At 31.4% G+C, this 16803-nt stretch carries 18 protein-coding genes and 2 pseudogenes; 16 read left to right on the forward strand and 4 right to left on the reverse strand.

Going from position 1 to position 16803, the window contains the following annotated elements; genetic code table 11:
* Window positions 1–136: 136 nt before the first annotated feature.
* Window positions 137–1699, reverse strand: a pseudogene (locus tag CAB05_RS10495) (catalase); the annotation flags it as partial.
* Window positions 1700–2010: 311 nt separating this feature from the next.
* On the opposite strand from CAB05_RS10495, the gene CAB05_RS10500 reads away from it, so the two are divergent.
* Window positions 2011–2535, forward strand: coding sequence for an SH3 domain-containing protein (locus CAB05_RS10500; RefSeq protein WP_158093242.1), 525 nt, complete (start codon window positions 2011–2013; stop codon window positions 2533–2535).
* Window positions 2536–2615: 80 nt separating this feature from the next.
* Here CAB05_RS10500 and CAB05_RS10505 read toward each other — a convergent pair whose 3' ends face one another.
* Window positions 2616–3134, reverse strand: coding sequence for a cupin domain-containing protein (locus CAB05_RS10505; RefSeq protein WP_088000394.1), 519 nt, complete (start codon window positions 3132–3134; stop codon window positions 2616–2618).
* A gap of 215 nt (window positions 3135–3349) precedes the next feature.
* On the opposite strand from CAB05_RS10505, the pseudogene CAB05_RS10510 reads away from it, so the two are divergent.
* The 10 genes and pseudogenes from CAB05_RS10510 to CAB05_RS10555 all read left to right on the forward strand — a co-directional run bounded on the left by CAB05_RS10510 (window position 3350) and on the right by CAB05_RS10555 (window position 10973).
* A pseudogene (locus tag CAB05_RS10510) lies at window positions 3350–3814 on the forward strand (DUF2935 domain-containing protein).
* A gap of 208 nt (window positions 3815–4022) precedes the next feature.
* A complete protein-coding gene (locus CAB05_RS10515; protein WP_087999793.1) occupies window positions 4023–4478 on the forward strand; it encodes a hypothetical protein in 456 nt (151 codons plus the stop codon).
* A gap of 58 nt (window positions 4479–4536) precedes the next feature.
* Window positions 4537–5055, forward strand: a complete 519-nt coding sequence (locus CAB05_RS10520) for an LURP-one-related family protein (protein WP_087999794.1) — start codon at window positions 4537–4539, stop codon at window positions 5053–5055.
* 155 nt (window positions 5056–5210) lie between these two features.
* On the forward strand, window positions 5211–5693 hold the full coding sequence (locus CAB05_RS10525) for a GNAT family N-acetyltransferase (RefSeq protein WP_087999795.1): 483 nt from the start codon (window positions 5211–5213) through the stop codon (window positions 5691–5693).
* 120 nt (window positions 5694–5813) lie between these two features.
* The gene (locus tag CAB05_RS10530) at window positions 5814–6338 is read left to right on the forward strand and encodes a sigma-70 family RNA polymerase sigma factor (RefSeq protein ID WP_087999796.1); all 525 of its coding nucleotides are present in this window, start codon (window positions 5814–5816) and stop codon (window positions 6336–6338) included.
* A complete protein-coding gene (locus CAB05_RS10535) occupies window positions 6328–7260 on the forward strand; it encodes a hypothetical protein (protein WP_087999797.1) in 933 nt (310 codons plus the stop codon). Before CAB05_RS10530 ends, CAB05_RS10535 begins: the two co-directional genes overlap by 11 nt.
* A gap of 270 nt (window positions 7261–7530) precedes the next feature.
* Window positions 7531–8250, forward strand: coding sequence for a YebC/PmpR family DNA-binding transcriptional regulator (locus tag CAB05_RS10540; protein WP_087999798.1), 720 nt, complete (start codon window positions 7531–7533; stop codon window positions 8248–8250).
* A 193-nt stretch (window positions 8251–8443) separates the two neighbouring features.
* Entirely contained in the window at window positions 8444–8932 is a 489-nt protein-coding gene (locus tag CAB05_RS10545; protein WP_158093243.1) for a GNAT family N-acetyltransferase, read from the forward strand.
* A gap of 190 nt (window positions 8933–9122) precedes the next feature.
* On the forward strand, window positions 9123–10364 hold the full coding sequence (locus CAB05_RS10550) for an MFS transporter (protein WP_087999800.1): 1242 nt from the start codon (window positions 9123–9125) through the stop codon (window positions 10362–10364).
* A gap of 141 nt (window positions 10365–10505) precedes the next feature.
* A complete protein-coding gene (locus tag CAB05_RS10555; RefSeq protein WP_235821428.1) occupies window positions 10506–10973 on the forward strand; it encodes a hypothetical protein in 468 nt (155 codons plus the stop codon).
* A gap of 44 nt (window positions 10974–11017) precedes the next feature.
* Here CAB05_RS10555 and CAB05_RS10560 read toward each other — a convergent pair whose 3' ends face one another.
* Window positions 11018–11515 carry a hypothetical protein gene (locus tag CAB05_RS10560; protein WP_087999801.1) on the reverse strand — a complete coding sequence of 166 codons (498 nt, stop codon included), beginning with the start codon at window positions 11513–11515 and terminating at the stop codon, window positions 11018–11020.
* 414 nt (window positions 11516–11929) lie between these two features.
* On the opposite strand from CAB05_RS10560, the gene CAB05_RS10565 reads away from it, so the two are divergent.
* The 5 genes from CAB05_RS10565 to CAB05_RS10585 all read left to right on the forward strand — a co-directional run bounded on the left by CAB05_RS10565 (window position 11930) and on the right by CAB05_RS10585 (window position 16180).
* Entirely contained in the window at window positions 11930–13186 is a 1257-nt protein-coding gene (locus tag CAB05_RS10565) for a helix-turn-helix domain-containing protein (RefSeq protein ID WP_087999802.1), read from the forward strand.
* A gap of 2 nt (window positions 13187–13188) precedes the next feature.
* Complete coding sequence (locus tag CAB05_RS10570) at window positions 13189–13371, forward strand: hypothetical protein (protein ID WP_087999803.1); 183 nt, start codon at window positions 13189–13191, stop codon at window positions 13369–13371.
* A 519-nt stretch (window positions 13372–13890) separates the two neighbouring features.
* Window positions 13891–14388 carry a YfbM family protein gene (locus CAB05_RS10575; protein WP_087999804.1) on the forward strand — a complete coding sequence of 166 codons (498 nt, stop codon included), beginning with the start codon at window positions 13891–13893 and terminating at the stop codon, window positions 14386–14388.
* Between the two features lie 156 nt (window positions 14389–14544).
* Window positions 14545–15264 (forward strand): toast rack family protein, encoded by a 720-nt coding sequence (locus CAB05_RS10580; protein WP_087999805.1) that lies wholly within the window; start codon window positions 14545–14547, stop codon window positions 15262–15264.
* Window positions 15265–15334: 70 nt separating this feature from the next.
* Window positions 15335–16180: a class I SAM-dependent methyltransferase gene (locus tag CAB05_RS10585; RefSeq protein ID WP_087999806.1), complete on the forward strand. Its 846-nt coding sequence runs from the start codon at window positions 15335–15337 to the stop codon at window positions 16178–16180.
* A 33-nt stretch (window positions 16181–16213) separates the two neighbouring features.
* Here the strand turns inward: CAB05_RS10585 and CAB05_RS10590 are convergent, their stop codons facing one another.
* Complete coding sequence (locus CAB05_RS10590; protein ID WP_087999807.1) at window positions 16214–16612, reverse strand: hypothetical protein; 399 nt, start codon at window positions 16610–16612, stop codon at window positions 16214–16216.
* Window positions 16613–16803 lie beyond the last annotated feature (191 nt).

Raw genomic sequence — 16803 nt, forward strand, 5'->3', positions numbered from 1 at the left:
TTTTCTAAAAAGTCATACTCTTATTTTAGCTCGTGAGGAAACATGCGTAAACTATTAGTTTTTGTAATAGACGTTTTCGCATTTAAGATGATGTTACAAAAAAAGATGCTGGTACAATTGTACCAACACCTGTTTTTTAATATCGATCGGATTCATGACCCATCGATTTCGATTTATCTACTGCATTGTCTGCTGCATGATTACTTGTATGTTCAGATCGTTCACGATTCGCTTTCTCTAAGCCATCGCGAACTCTTTTTCCATAATCTGCATCAGCTTCCATAAAATAGCCAACCATTGTTTCTTGAATATGAGGCTTACATACTTTTAAAGCGTCGACAAGGTTTGAGATTAACTCATTTTTTTCTGTTTCATCGAAAGCTCGGTAAGTATCACCTGCTTGGGCAAAATCATTTGGTCGATCAATTTTTTGACGTACTAATTTTGCGTTATAACTAGGTTCATGATCTTTGCTATTTTTTGGTGCTTCTTTTAATCCGCCAAGAGATGAAGGCTCATAGTTCACATGTGGGTTTTGTCCCGGTGCCATATCAACCTTATATTCCATTTGGCCGTCACGTTGGTTTGTAGCAACATGTTTCTTTGGTGAATTAACTGGTAGTTGTAAATAATTTGTTCCTACACGATAACGTTGTGTATCAGAATATGAAAATGTACGTCCTTGCAATAGTTTATCGTCTGAAAAATCAAGTCCATCAACAAGTACACCAGTACCAAAAGCAATCTGTTCTACTTCAGCAAAATAATTCTCTGGATTTTTATTTAGTACCATTTTTCCAACTTTTAAAAATGGAAACTTCTCTGGATCCCAAAGTTTAGTAGGATCAAGTGGATCAAAATCGAGTTCAGGATGTTCATCATCACTCATAATTTGTACGCATAATTCCCACTCTGGGAAATTTCCTTGTTCAATTGCTTCATATAAGTCTTGTGTTGCATGATTATAGTTTGTCGATTGTATTTCATTTGCTTCACTTTGTAGAAGGTTTTTAATACCTTGGTTAAGCGGTTCCCAATGATACTTAATTAGGACTGCTTCTCCGTCTTTATTTACCCATTTGTATGTATTGACACCAGAGCCTTGCATTTGACGATAATTTGCAGGAATGCCCCACGGTGAAAATAAAAATGTAACCATATGAGTGGACTCAGGAGTTTGATGTAGAAAATCAAACATTCTTTCAGGATCTGGTAAGTTTGTGACTGGATCTGGTTTAAATGAATGAACCATATCTGGAAATTTTAATGGATCACGGATAAAAAATATTTTCAAATTGTTTCCGACTAAATCCCAGTTCCCATCTTCAGTATAAAATTTAACTGCAAATCCTCGAGGATCACGCAAAGTTTCTGGAGAATGTCCACCACCAACAACTGTAGAAAAGCGAACATATACAGGAGTCTGCTTGCCAGCTTCTTGAAATAATTTTGCTCTAGTATATTTAGAGATTGTTTCCTCACCGACTTTACCATAAGCCTCAAAGTAACCACTTGCACCCGCACCTCGTGCATGTACAACTCTTTCGGGAATACGCTCTCGGTCAAAATGAGAGATTTTTTCCAAAAAGTCATAGTTTTCTAATGTTGTGGGACCTCTATTCCCAACAGTTCTAACATTTTGATTATCAGTAATTGGATGTCCTTGACGATTTGTTAAAATGTCTTCCTGGTTGTGCTCATTGTCCATTTGTATGCCTCCAATAAACAAATTCAAAGTTTAGATTGTCCATATATTGGAAGCTGTATACAAATATTTCCTGTTAATTTCAGTGTATTTTTACCAATTGAGCTCCCTTTATTTTCATACGAATAGCTTAAGAATGTTTACATTTTCGAAACATCTGATGACTTAATTTGAAACAACATTGCCATATGATATAGCTATCAAAGGAAAGGAGAATACACACATCCTAGAGTAAATCAACGAATTTCCTTATTTAATTGTAACAATGACAACGAAAATATTAAGTAATAATGGAGGAATATTATATGAAACATAAATTATTAAAAGCATTTGTTTCTACAGTCGCTTTAACTAGTGCGATTACATTTTCAGGTAGTGGGGTAATAACTCCTCAAAAGGTAAGCGCAGCCGTAATAGATGCACCAATTAGTGTGTATGAGGTTACTGCTAGTAAGTTGAATGTTCGTTCTGCACCAAGTACAAACTCAAAAATTGTTGATTCACTAAGAAAAAAAGATCAAATAGAAATTGTTAAATATACAAATGCAAACTGGGCTCAGATCAAAACAACTACAACTAAAAGTGGCGTGGCATATGTTAGTACAAAGTATTTAGCAAAAGTACAATCAATTATTAAAACGAAAGCGAATCTAAATTTACGTACAGGTCCAAGTACAAAATACAAAGTATTAACTGTTATACCTAAAGGTGCAAATGTAAGTTTCTTAGGATATGCGAAAAGTAAAACGTCGGTAAATACTGGGTGGGCAATCGTAACCTACAAAGGCTATAAAGGATATGCAAGCACAGCCTATTTAGATATGAAGTAAAGAAGAAAGTAATTTTTAAACAAGGTTGAAAACCGAATAAAAAAATGGCAACTAATTTAAGATTAGTTGCCATTTTTTATTTACACCGGAAGTGTTTCGTAAGCTAGTTTTCTTATAATTTCTTCATGCTCGGAATATTGTTCTAATAATTCATTTTGAGTAAATAACTCAAAGTCTTCAAATGCAAATCCAGGGGATACCATACATCCAACTAGAGAAAATGTATTTTGTTCCATTACAGATGAACCAAAGATCGAATTTTTTGGAACTAAATATTGTGGAACTTCTCCGTTCTCTAGATTTAAACCTAATTTAATTTCTTCATACTGTCCGTTTTCATGGATTACATGGATTGTGAGAGCACTTCCAGCATGGAAATACCATAACTCATCAGATTTTAAACGGTGAAAATGAGAAACATCCTCCGATTTTAATAAGAAATAAATGCTAGTGTATAGTAAGCGATTACCATTGTATTGTACAGATAACTCTCGATCAGTAATTTGTTCGGTTGATTGATATGTAGATTTGTAATAGCCACCTTCAGGATGTGAGGCCAAATCCAATTTTGAGATCCAGTATTCAGGTTGATGATTCATATTGAAATCAAGTCCTTTCATATGTAAAGTGTTCACTTATTTATCATAATACCCGAGCAATTGTTTGTTAAGCAATGTAACCATATTACGATTGAATGTAGACCATAAATAGTACTTACCTTGTATATATAAAATAGTCGACTTTGATGATAGACTAATAAATTTGTTTTGCCCTTAATAAAATGAACTAATGTTTCATAATTAAGGGGGAGACGATGGACAATTTCATCCAAACTGCTACATACGAGCATTCCTTTTGGTTACAAGTATTAAGAGACCACTCACAATTTATTTTAGATGGATTGGCTGAAAAGGAAAAAGAGGAGATACAGCTAAGGCTTTTAAACATGCATTTCAAGAACTACTCAACCGTTTGAACACGGGAAGTAATATTGCTGAAATTACGAAAGATGCAGAAGAAATGACTGTAGCATTGAGAAATTTTAAATTGTCTTTATTGCAGAAGCAATTAACCTCGGAAATTACGAAAAATGAATCATGATATAAAATTAGAAATAGAACTTTTCCAAGTATTTTTAAATGAATTAGATGAACTAGAAATATCTCATGAAGTACTCGGTACATTCTCGGCTTTAATGGCTGATCACATGATGAGAGAAGAATTGTACTACTTAAAAAAGTTAGCCCAGTCAACAAATGCCGGAAATAATATGGAATAAAAGAAAAAACACCTAAAAAAATTAGGTGTTTTTTCATTAGTATTATCATTTTATAGGACATAACTACTTATTTCGTAGTTCTTTTTTACTAAGAACGGGAGAGCAGTGAACATACTATTAGAAATACTTCTTATAATTTTCCCAATATACAATTGATTAAGGATAGCTTACATTATAGTTAACAAAAGAAATTTGGAGAGTAAGTAATATGTTTAAAAAAGGAATTTTATTGATTGTTGCAATTTCAACTTTATTTTTAATTATTCAAGAGACAATTTTAACAAAAGAAGAAAAACCACAGGTGAAATTTGTACTAGCTGATAAAGCGATTCCTTATAAAATAACAAACTATTCTTGGGGAAAAGTTCTAAATAAAGATAAACTAATCATGAAAGATACGTATAGCAGTGTGAAAGGGACAGAAGGAACCTCTGCATTTATGGGAGAATATGTTCATATTCATTTTTCTGATCGCCCTGAAAATGTTGAAATTTTGGAACATAAAAAACATAAAAAAAGTTATATTTATGATAAAAATACAAATGATTATCAAGGTTATGCTTTTCAGATAGATTCACAGAAGGGTGAGCGGGTTTTTGAGGTAAGAGGGATTTGGAAAGGAAATAATTATGTTACTTATATCATAAAGTTAAAAGTGAGCTAATTATTTTTTACGATAATGCTTGGTTGATGTAAACTTGATTTTTGGAAGTAGGGATGATATGAAGAATGAAACATTGTATTTTAATGAGAACTTCTTTTCTACAGGAATTACAGATATATATAATGAAGCAAAAGAAAATGTAGGGAAACTTGATTTGAAAAGTATGTTTTCATCTGGAGTGGATGTACTTGACTTACAAGGAAATATTATTGCGAGTGGTAAATTCCCATTTTTAAGCTCAAAGTGGAAGATTAGTAATCAATCGGGTCAGGAGATTGGCTCTTTAAGAGGAAGGTTTTCTTTATTTTCTAAGAAATATGAGTTTGATGCTTATGGTAAAAATACTTTTTATATTAAATCAGGTGGATTTTCCAAATTGTACGAAGTATTTAAAGATGAAACGACATTAGTATGTAAATTCGAGAAAATTAGTGATTTTTTTTCCTCACCTGCATTTCGATTAGAAAGCTTCACAAGTGAGCTTTCACCAGAAGAATTAATCCTAATTGTCATGGGTGTTCATGCTATTCAAAGACGAAATAACAGTGGTACTAACAGTGCATCGGCAACAATGTGATTTAAATTCCTTCAAATATAAAAAGCATATTGTTATGAGTTAACGACATTTTGAGATATAGTTTACTTCTAAAATAGTTTTCTTTTTTCGTCTTATATAATAGAATGAGAATATATGTTCTGCTATTGGGAGTTTACTATGGAGGATTATTAAAGATGTTAGATGGAGTAGAATTACAGCATTATAAAACTGAATTTTATGAATCGTTAAGCGAGTTTAGTTTACCAGAGGAGCAAAAACAATTTACTTCATTACCGGTAGCCATGTTAGAAGCTTCAGATGGACGGTATCCGATCGTAATCTTAAGTGAATCTCGTCCAGTTGGGTTCTTTATATTACATTCCAGTTCGAGGGTTCGAGATTATACTGATAATACTAATGCAATGTTACTGACATCATTTTCGATTGACCATAAGCAGCAAGGAAATGGATATGCCAAAATAGGATTACTTCAAATCGAACATTTTGTTAGTGAATTTTTTCAACACTGCAATGAGATTGTTTTAGCAGTGAATCATAAAAATATCGCTGCTCAAAAAGTATATGAAAAGGTTGGTTACCAAGATACAGGTAGAAGAAAAATTGGTGCAATTGGTGAACAATTTATTTACAGCTATACCTTACATAGAAATAAGTAATGATTAAATAGATAACATCTAAAAAGCTCTTGTTGGAGCTTTTTTTTATTCGTATAAAAAAATAAAAGCTAAAGTATCACATTATACGTCTAATATATGTGGGATGTGGAGGTGCAAAAAATGATTCAGTTAGTAAAGGAAGCACAACAAGGAAATGACAATGCATTTTTAAAACTGTTCCAAGAATATGAGAACGATATTTATCGAACAGCATTTGTTTATGTGAAAAACCAAGAAGACGCTTTAGATGTAGTCCAAGAAACTGCGTATCGTGCATTTAAATCAATCAAAAACTTAAAGGAACCAAAATATTTAAAAACTTGGATTATAAAAATTGCCATCAGTTGTTCAATTGACGTATTACGAAAACAAAAAAAAGTAGTTGAATTAAAACCGGAAGTTGAAAAAGTACTTTCGAGTAAGGATGAAAAGGATATATCTCTTTCAATGACCTTAGATGATCTAATCCAATTATTAAATGAAACTGAAAAGAAAGTAATTATATTAAGGTATTATTTTGATTTTACAATTAAAGAAGTTTCGGAGACTTTAAACATTCCACTTGGTACGGCAAAGACAATTTTATACAGAGGATTAAATAAACTTCGAAAAGAATTGAATGGAGATGAAATGTATGAGCGATAAAATCAAACAAGAAATGAATCGAATCCAAATTCCGAATGAACTTCATGAAAGAGCTATAATTGGTGTGAAGAATGCAAAAAGTGAAATGACAAAGCGCAAAAATTATCTATATAAAGTTGTGCCATTGGCTGTCAGTATTGTCTTTTTATCGGTTGGTGGATATAGTGTTTGGAATGCTAATCATCAATCATATGAAAATCAGAATATAGTATCAAGTCTTGATAAAAACGGAGTTACGATCCCTGCCGTTGAATTACCTAAAAGTGGAGAAACGGCAAAAATGATGCCTTTATTTGTATATAAAGGAAGAATATATACACAATCATCTACAAAAATTGATCCATCCCAAGTAAAAAATTTATTAGATGAAAAGCTTGGGAAAACGAGAGCTGGTCTTGATGAATGGAGTAATCAAGATGATTATGCAGTTGAATTCGCTTCATCAATTGGAGAAGTAGATGTTTATTCAGTAAAAGGATATCAACAAGAGTTTAGATTAATGACGTATGATTTAAGCAGCGGATATGCTGAAGTTTATGAAAGTTTAAATGGTGTGACAATTAGTAGTGGAAGTGAAATCGTAGAGAAATTACATTTGATGAATATTGCAAAGGCAAAATCGAGAACATACGATGATTGGAATAATAGTACTGAAAAATATACAGAGATAAATGATAAAGCATTATTAAATTCTTTTGTGGATGCATTAAATGATTCAATACCTTATTTAAGAGAAGATGTTGAAGCTAAGTTAGGAAATTTTCAAAATAATGAACAATATAAGGAGTTAACAATTTCACTAACTGATGGAACGAATGTAACATTATGGGTTGTAAAAGATGGTTATATTAGTTACGGCAATGCGCTTTATTTCAAAATAGATCATGAAGTATTAATGAACCTGTGGAATCAAATGAAATAGTAAAGAATAAGTACTAAAAATATAATTGATAATCTATCACTTAAAAAAACATCCTGACAATCTGTAGGATGTTTTTTGTTTTACATTTTATAGAATGGATTATAATGTTATAGATTCATTCGTTTATATTCGTGAAAAATTTTAAAAATAAGGTATAATATAAGGTAGATTATTTGTTAATGTATTAATAGATTGAGGTAACTCTATTGAATTAAAGCATTAGCAAATTACTTAATAAATTTGATTTATGTTGAAAGAGAGTGGAACAAGATGGGGCGTAAATGGAATAATATTAAAGAAAAAAAAGCTTCAAAAGATGCTAATACAAGCCGTATTTATGCAAAATTTGGTCGTGAAATATATGTAGCTGCAAAACAAGGTGAACCTGATCCAGAATCAAACCAAGCGTTAAAAGTTGTACTTGAACGTGCAAAAACTTATAGCGTACCAAAAACAATTATCGATCGTGCTATTGAAAAAGCAAAAGGTGGTTCAGAAGAGAATTTCGATGAATTACGTTATGAAGGTTTTGGACCAAATGGCTCAATGGTAATTGTTGATGCTTTAACAAATAATGTGAATCGTACAGCTGCTGAAGTGCGTGCGGCATTCAGTAAAAATGGTGGTAATTTAGGTGTAACAGGTTCAGTTTCGTATATGTTCGAAGCAACAGCAGTAATTGGTCTTGAAGGGAAAACAGCTGACGAAGTACTTGAAATCTTAATGGAAGCTGATGTAGACGTTCGTGATATTTTAGAAGAAGATGATGCAGTAATTGTATATGCAGACCAAGATCAATTCTATGCAATTCAAGAAGCATTCAAGAATGTAGGTATTACAGAATTTACAGTAGCAGAATTAACAATGCTTGCACAAAATGATGTAACATTACCAGAAGACGGTCAAATAAAGTTTGAAAAAATGCTAGATGTACTTGAAGATATTGAAGATGTTCAACGTGTTTACCATAATGTAGACTTAGGAGAATAATTAAAAAGTAGACCTGTTTAAGGGTCTACTTTTTTTACGAATTCAGGTCTTGTATACATGTAATCGTTTTTGAAAGTGTAAAACATGATAATATTTAGGCTTTTTTTTTAAAATTGTTATGTTACACCCTTTATTTAGGATGGGATTGTTTGTTTATAAAAATTTGAAACTTAATGGAGTTGGAGTGGAAAATATGGGATTTAATTCATTTGAAAAATTAAAGTTAATACCTTATGAAGAAAAATACAGAAATGCAATCGCAAATTATGATTTACCTAAAGAACAGGCAATCTATACTTCATATCCAATTGAAGCATTAGAGCAATTTGAATGTGAGGAAGTAATACCAGTGCTGATCTTGCTGGAAAATGACGTTATAGGTTTTTTTATTTTAGATGGACGAACTAAAGGTAATCTCTATACCAACAATAAGAATGCTATTGTTTTTAAGTCTTTTTCGATCGATCATAGATTTCAAGGAAGAAAACTTGGAGAGCAATCAATAAATATATTATTTAGTTTTACGAAAAAAATGATGGCTAATAAAAATGAAATCATATTAACAGTACATCATACGAATATAGCTGCAATCCATTTATATAGAAAATGTGGTTTTGTTGATAAAGGAATTAGGTATTCTGGTGAACATGGTGAAGAATTAGTTTTTCATTATGAAATATAATTCGTGTTAAAGATTCAGAAAATTGGATAAAATAAATTTAAATAAGCCATTGAACATTAAGAAACTTTAATGTAATATAGGAAAGTACGTTCTATTAAGGAACATTAGTTCTTGTTTTTAGCATAAACTGTAAATATTTACATATGTTATTTTGATTAGAAAAAATAAAATGATTATGGAGAGGTAAAAAATGACTACTAGTACTTCTAATCCTTCGATGGCATCATTATTAAAAAATCGTTTTGTCCAGACGATTCTGTCAGCAGGTTTATTCATTCAAATAGGGATATGGATTCGTAATTTTGCCATATTATTATTTGTTATGGAAAAAACGGATGGTGATGCAACAGCAATATCTCTTATTTCAGTTGCTGAATTTGCACCGATTTTTATTTTTTCTTTTATCGGTGGAACTTTTGCAGATCGTTGGCGACCAAAGCGTACGATGATTTGGTGTGACCTTTTAAGTGCAGCATCAATTTTTGTTATATTACTTGCACTACTAAATGGTACTTGGAAATTCGTATTTTTTGCTACTTTGGTGTCGGCAATTTTGTCCCAGTTTTCACAGCCTTCAAGCATGAAATTATTTAAAGTACATGTACCTGGGGAACAAATGCAAGCTGGTATGTCTATATTTCAAACAATGATGGCAATTTTTATGATTTTAGGTCCAGTTTTGGGTACTTTTGTTTATCAACAATCAGGTATTTATATTTCAATGGGAATCGTAGGAATTGCATTTTTATTATCAGCTCTTGTTTTAACGAAACTACCAAAAGATGAACTTCAAGAAAAAGCTGAGGAAACAACTTCTTTATGGGAAGAAATGAAGCTAGGGTTTCAATATGTGTGGTCACGTAAGGTTTTGGTAATTTTAGGCGGCGTATTTACAGCTGCAGGATTAGGTTTAGGTTTTATTCATCCTTTAGCTATTTTCTTAGTTACTGAAAGATTAGGTTTAGATAAGGACTATTTACAATGGTTATTTGCTGCAAATGGGGCTGCCATGATTATTGGTGGTGGAGTAATAATGGTTATTTCAAATAAACTTGCTCCACATGTTTTATTATTACTTGGTATGTCTGTTACAGCCATCGGTATTTTTGTAATGGGTTGGTCAGAATTTTTCTGGATCACTTTAGTCGCTGAATTCTTTATGGGATTATTTATGCCAGCATTACATATTGGTATTAATACAATCATCCTAAAAAACACAGATGAGAAATTTGTTGGTAGAGTAAACGGAATTTTAACGCCATTATTTATGGGCTCTATGGTTATTACAATGAGTTTATCCGGTGTTTTAAAAGAACAGTTCTCATTATTCTCAATGTACCAATTCTCAGCTTTACTATTTATCTTCGGTATTCTTATTATGATACCAATGTTCAAAATAATGAAACATGTTTCTGTTGAAGCAAAATCATAAATTAAACTTAAACCGATTACCAATAGGTAATCGGTTTCTTTGATGTTAATATTGTAGATTTACATATACTTATTATCTAAATTTTCTTATAATTAATTATGAACTTATATAAAAGCTATTTACATAAAAGGAGGTCCACAATTGGAGGAAATCATTCAGAAACCAAGCTTTACACATAGGGAAATAGCAGTCACATGCTTTAATAAGGTATGGGATTTACTTGTATTGGAAAACAGGACCGAGAAAGAATCAGAAGAAATGGTTCATTTATGTCATAGTTCGTTTTGGCATTGGACAATGGTACAGGAGCATACACCTACCAATCTATCAATTGGATATTGGCAGTTATCGAGAGTATATGCTGTAACTGGAAAAGGGGAAACTGCTTTACATTACGCTGAGAAATGCATAGAGATTAGTACAAATGCTGAATTGAAGCCGTTTTACATAGCGTATGCCCATGAGGCTGCAGCTCGGGCATATAAAGGACTAGGGGAAGCTGTAAAATGCCAAGAGAGCTTGGAAACTGCCTTTCATTTTACAAGTCAAGTGGTAGATGATGAAAGTAAAGGATGGCTTACTAAGGATTTAGAAAATATACAGAGTTGAATAGTAAAAAAGGATTACTTCAAATAGAAGTAATCCTTTTTTAGTTAAACAATTTGAACATTATGTACTTTCTTGATTGCCCATCTTTTATCAATCTTTATTAAATCTATTAAAACATTACATTTGTTTCTTCCTTCATTATAAATTCCTTCAGGATTATAGTCTTCTTTAAAGGTTATTTCGTATTTTACTTTTATTGAAACTCTACGATCATTTTTAAGTAAATGAATAGCAGACAGATTATCACCGACATACTTTGAGTCAGTTACATTTGTCATTATTTTAGTAAAATATAACGAAGAAGTATTAATTTTCAAATCATCTACCATTACTGAATTGTATTTTTCTATATCCTGTCTTTTTAATGAAGTTATATAAAACCTTACAGTGTCTTGGACATTTTGTTCTTCTGTTAACTCAGTTGATAGTTCTTCATCTTTTGTTGCTTGTTTTTCTTTTTCAATATATAAATTCAATGATAAAAGAAGTATAATGGATATACCAAATATTACCAAAAATAATAAATCTTGTTTTTTGACCATTTGAGTCCCCTTCAAGTTATATTCAAATTAAGGATATAAATTACTAATTATTAGAATGATTTTAGTCCTGGGCATACTTGAAAATATAGTAAAAAACAAAAAAATCGCAAGATGTAGCAAATACATCTTGCTTTAAAGTGTTATTAAATGGGGGTGCATTTAAATAATACTAATAAAGAGACAAAAGTTAGTATCGTTTAATTGCTTATACTCAAATGATAGCATTCTAGAGAAGGATTTTGTATTGGGAAAATTTTTAACATGGGAATCAAGAATTTTACGAAAAAATGATTGTATACTACTGATGAAAAAAATGTTGAGAAAAATATATATTTGAAATATAAAAATATTAATATAATAAAAAAATAGAGTTGTTTTTTAAATGGATCGATTAATTAGAACAGGAGATTCGATATGCAATACGGCAAAATGATCTATCATCATAGAAAGAAATTAGGATGGACTCAGGAAAAATTATGTGAAGGCATTTGTTCTGTATCACACTTAAGTAAAATAGAAAATGGGAATAAAGAGGCTGCTATAGAAACGATTGAACTACTTCTAAAAAGGATGAAAGTTGAAAAAGAAGAAGATACGATTAATCTAGATGAAATAATGATCCAGTTAAAAAGATTATGGAATCTTATTGAAAGAGCAGACTATCAACTAAGTAAGCAGATATTTGATGAGCTTATTTTAAATGAAGAATTGATTCATTATACTAGTATATCAAATGAATTTTCAATTGTTATTTGGAGATATTATATTTTTATCGAAGATATGCAAAATGCAAGGAAAAAGTGGAAGCAACTTGAGAAAAAAAGGAAAAAATTTTCCCAACATGAATTCATTAAATTTTTGTTTACACTTTCGATATTTTATATTAAGGAAAAAAGATATGATGATTCACTTTTAATTATGGATGAAGTGCAAGACCTTGTCCCAAATATAGAGGTTGAGTTTCAAGAGTTTTGCTTTTATAGAGCATTAATCTATCAAATAATGAATCAACCATCAGTATCGATGTACTTTTGTAATAAAGCGATCCCAATTTTTGTACAAAACAATAATATAAAAAGAATACTAGATTCTAAAATGCTACTTTCGCTCCAATTAATTAAGAGTAAGCTACTGGATAAAGCAGAATTAATATTAGAAGAAGTACTAGATAATTCAACAATATTAAATGATAAAACAATTTATTATAACGCTTTGCATAATTTAGGGTATCTATATTTTCATTCCAATCAAAATAAAAAAGCAATCACATATTATCAAAGATATCTAGAAAGTGTGCAGGACGGCAGTGAAGAATATTACACGGTAATCTCTAATATCGCAAATAACATGATTATATTAAAAGAATATCAATCCGCAACTGAACTTCTAGAAGATAAATTAACTAAAATAGAGGATAAAAATAGTTCATTATACATTAAAATACAAGTGTTGTACTTTGAAGCTAAACAAGAAAAATGTAATTTAGTTGAATATTTACGTGAAGTGGCGCTACCTTTTTGGATCAAAAATAGCGAAAGTGATAAATTAATTAAATATTATAAAATTCTTAATGACTTTTACAAAGAAAATTGTAAAATAGAAGAACAAAACATTTTACTACAAGAGTATAATTCGATATTGCTTTCAATATTAAATAAGAAAGGAATTTAATGATGAAAAAACTCATTGTATTGTTAAGTTTCATTACAATTTTATTGATCAAAAGTGTGCACTTAGATTCTAGTAAACATGTAGCAGTAAATGATTCAATTCATACAAAAGAAACGAAAACCTTAGCGCTAGATGATCCAATCAATCCGAAAGGTTATAAAAAGAATTGGTACAAATGGTTATAAGGAATATGAGTACGATAAACTTAGTTAGATAAGTAATTAGAAGACCAAATCGCATATGATTTGGTCTCCTTTTTTTCTGAGAAATAGGGGACTATCCACAAAATAGAAAAAATAGATTTGGACTAATTAAGAGTATTGCTTTTTTTAATTTGCTAGTAGTATTAAGTTTCGTTAAGAGTCCATACATTAACACATAATGATTGGAACGGAAGGTGCTCGACTCCTGTGGGAGATGCGGGACAGGTGAGACCCAGCAGGAGGTCCACAGGAAGTGGGGCATGCATGCGTTACGACAGGACGTCGTGGTTTTAGCATGCCTTCCTTAATCGAGGAGAGACTCAGCGCACGCCCCACGGAAAGCGAGCCTTCAAATCCCAACTCATTGTTATATAAACAATGGGTTTTTTCTTTGTAATTTTTCCTAATAAAGAAGGAATTTTTATTGCATATACGAAATTAACAATCTAGTGAATAGTAAAAAAGTATGAATGTACTATGTTTAAAGATCAGGGGGATTAGATGATGGGAATGAGTGCTAGTTTTTATAGAGTATCAAATAGTATGCTTCAAACAATTATGTCGAACATAGATGATATTGACGAAATACTGTATGAATCACAAGAGATTCAAGATACTGAGTTAGACATTGATAAATCTTGGCATGGGATCTATTTTCTACTTACTGGTGATGCAAGCTTTGAAACGGCAAATCAATCATTAGCTGGACAGGCTATCTTAGGTGGAGATGAAATAGGGGAAGAACAGGGGTATGGTCCATTACGATTTTTACCAGCAAGTAAAGTAATCGAAATTCACCGCGAATTATCAAGTATTTCAGTAAGTGAATTAGCTTCTAGATTTCATTTAGAAAAAATAAACAAAGAAGAAATTTATCCATCGGAAGGTAACTGGACTGAAGAGGATCGAGATTATTTAGTAGAGCATTATGCAGAATTAGTTAAATTTTATCAAATAGCAGCTAGTAATGAAGAGTCGATTCTACTTTTAATGCATTAATGAAGAGAAAAGTTTTGTTACTTGATTCTAGATAAGTCAGCCGGTGTTTACGATTTCATACTAAGGTCTGATTTTATTTAATGCGTAAGGTCATTATCTAATAAAGTATATATCCATAAAATAAGTGTATGAGAAATCTTATTTATGGAGGCTATAATGAAAAAATCATTTTTTATTGCTGTTTTAGTGGGTGCGACAGTAGTTGTTACAACAGGTTGTAATATATTTACAAATGGAAAAGTAAAAGAAGAGTTAATCTCTATTGAAAAAGATAACGCAAAATCATTGGACGTTAAGGTGGACTTAGGTGCAGGGGAGTTGAATGTTAAGAAAGGCGGAAATGAGTGGGTAGAAGGAATTGCCGAATATAGTCATAAACCGCTTAAGCCTGAAGTAACTTACAATTTGAACGAATCCAAAGGTAAAGTGAAGATCGAACAAGGAAAACATAAATTGCCAAATATGAAGATTGGTAAATTTAAAAATGAATGGAACTTAACGCTCACGGATAAAATTCCTTTAGATTTAGACGTTAATGCAGGGGCTTCAAAAACAGATCTTGATTTGAAAGGATTGGATCTTAGCTCTTTAGATATTGAAAATGGAGTGGGAGAACTTACAGTTGACTTAGGTGGAGACTGGAAGCATGGTTTTAATACAAAAATCGAAACGGGTGTTGGAAAAACAACAATTATTTTACCCTCAGATATCGGCGTGAAAATACACTCAGATAAAGGAATTGGAAAAGCAAACGTTGTCGATTTTATTTCCAAAGGCAATGGTGTTTATGTAAATGAAGCTTATGAAAATGGTAAAGAAACGTTAAATGTTGATATGGATATGGGTGTAGGTGAAGTTTCATTTAAATTAGATTAATAAAAAAATGTAAAGTGGGCTGTTTATGTGAAAACAGTCCATTATTTATATTTGATGAAAAGGGGGGCTTATGTTGCAAGCCAAAATCGATTCTGTTGTAAAATGTATGACATCAAATAATGACATGTCCAACATACAAAGTATCCAAACTGAACATCGATTCAAACTAGTAGAATTTTGGAATATTAAAGAAGGAAGTAAGGTGTTAGAAATAGGTTGTGGACAAGGGGATACAACGGCTGTATTAGCATATACTGTTGGCGAAAATGGTTTCGTTCATGGAATTGATAACGGGTCAAGGGATTATGGAAGTCCATCAACATTAGGGGAAGCAGCGGATCATTTACAGAATTCATCACTCGGAAGGCAGATTAAAATGGATTTTGAAGTTGACGTATTATCACCTCAATTTAATTTTCCAACAAAAGCATTTGATTATATTGTCTTGTCTCATTGTTCGTGGTACTTAAGTTCAACAGATGAATTAAATGACATTTTGAAAAAAATAAAAAAATGGGGAAAAAAATTATGTTTTGCAGAGTGGGACACAAGAATAAGTGAAATTGAACAATACCCACATTTATTATCAATATTAATTCAAGCACAATATGAGTCTTTCAAGCAAAATAGTGAATCAAATATACGAACACTGTTTACTCCAAACGATTTGAAAGCAATTACTGGATCAGCAGGATGGTCGGTCATTGATGAAATAACAATTAGTTCACCTGATTTACAGGACGGTAAGTGGGAAGTGTATAAAACAATAGAAGACATCGACATAGAATTAAGTAAAATTAACGACATGCCTGCAAAATTTAAAGGGCTTATTCAATCCGAAATGAAAATGTTAGAAGAAAGTATAAAAACGAACGGGATTAAGCCGCTATCTATTTTCGCATTTGTAGCAGAGTAGGGAAAAAGCATCTAATTATAGATGCTTTTTCATTTAATACCTATAAGGATAATTTCTTTGATATACATAAGGGTTGTATGAATAATTCCTTTGATCTAGATAAGGATTGTAAGGATAATTTCTTGAATATATATATGGGAATGATGGAAAGTGATAAGGGAATAAGTGTACTTCTGTTACTTTTGACAAAGGAATCAAGACCCTATAATAACGACGATATCTTGGGCCAAAAGTTTCGCCACCATTACGTGGTACTTCGTAGTCTGAATCTGGTGGTGCAGGTAGATCTTCTGGTGTAAGTAAGGTCGCACTCTCGTTATCAGATTCTAATAAAATGCCCTCTAATAATGCTCGTTCTTCCGTTTGAAAAACTACATAACAGTCTTTATATGACTTGCATTTACCACTCAAATACCTTATGTTTTCGCTCATGAAGCCCCTCCCATGATGTTATTCATTACTTAATGTATGAAAATAAAGAAGGGGCTAGAATATTGTCCAAAATAATTGATTCATACGAACATGCTTCATAATAATCGAATGAGTTGTTTCGAAATTGTAAATTTTTATATTTTATAAAAAATAATTTAGTAAATGACGTGTAAGTTATCTATAATTTTAAC

This window comes from Gottfriedia solisilvae (assembly GCF_002128405.1).
GTDB classification, from domain to species: Bacteria; Bacillota; Bacilli; order Bacillales; family Bacillaceae_G; genus Gottfriedia; species Gottfriedia solisilvae.

Coding starts and splice junctions, on each gene's coding strand:
- CAB05_RS10500 (WP_158093242.1), top strand. CDS start 2,011: ATGAAACATAAATTATTAAAAGCATTTGTTTCTACAGTCGCTTTAACT.
- CAB05_RS10505 (WP_088000394.1), bottom strand. CDS start 3,134: ATGAATCATCAACCTGAATACTGGATCTCAAAATTGGATTTGGCCTCA.
- CAB05_RS10515 (WP_087999793.1), top strand. CDS start 4,023: ATGTTTAAAAAAGGAATTTTATTGATTGTTGCAATTTCAACTTTATTT.
- CAB05_RS10520 (WP_087999794.1), top strand. CDS start 4,537: ATGAAGAATGAAACATTGTATTTTAATGAGAACTTCTTTTCTACAGGA.
- CAB05_RS10525 (WP_087999795.1), top strand. CDS start 5,211: ATGTTAGATGGAGTAGAATTACAGCATTATAAAACTGAATTTTATGAA.
- CAB05_RS10530 (WP_087999796.1), top strand. CDS start 5,814: ATGATTCAGTTAGTAAAGGAAGCACAACAAGGAAATGACAATGCATTT.
- CAB05_RS10535 (WP_087999797.1), top strand. CDS start 6,328: ATGAGCGATAAAATCAAACAAGAAATGAATCGAATCCAAATTCCGAAT.
- CAB05_RS10540 (WP_087999798.1), top strand. CDS start 7,531: ATGGGGCGTAAATGGAATAATATTAAAGAAAAAAAAGCTTCAAAAGAT.
- CAB05_RS10545 (WP_158093243.1), top strand. CDS start 8,444: ATGGGATTTAATTCATTTGAAAAATTAAAGTTAATACCTTATGAAGAA.
- CAB05_RS10550 (WP_087999800.1), top strand. CDS start 9,123: ATGACTACTAGTACTTCTAATCCTTCGATGGCATCATTATTAAAAAAT.
- CAB05_RS10560 (WP_087999801.1), bottom strand. CDS start 11,515: ATGGTCAAAAAACAAGATTTATTATTTTTGGTAATATTTGGTATATCC.
- CAB05_RS10565 (WP_087999802.1), top strand. CDS start 11,930: ATGCAATACGGCAAAATGATCTATCATCATAGAAAGAAATTAGGATGG.
- CAB05_RS10570 (WP_087999803.1), top strand. CDS start 13,189: ATGAAAAAACTCATTGTATTGTTAAGTTTCATTACAATTTTATTGATC.
- CAB05_RS10575 (WP_087999804.1), top strand. CDS start 13,891: ATGATGGGAATGAGTGCTAGTTTTTATAGAGTATCAAATAGTATGCTT.
- CAB05_RS10580 (WP_087999805.1), top strand. CDS start 14,545: ATGAAAAAATCATTTTTTATTGCTGTTTTAGTGGGTGCGACAGTAGTT.
- CAB05_RS10585 (WP_087999806.1), top strand. CDS start 15,335: ATGTTGCAAGCCAAAATCGATTCTGTTGTAAAATGTATGACATCAAAT.
- CAB05_RS10590 (WP_087999807.1), bottom strand. CDS start 16,612: ATGAGCGAAAACATAAGGTATTTGAGTGGTAAATGCAAGTCATATAAA.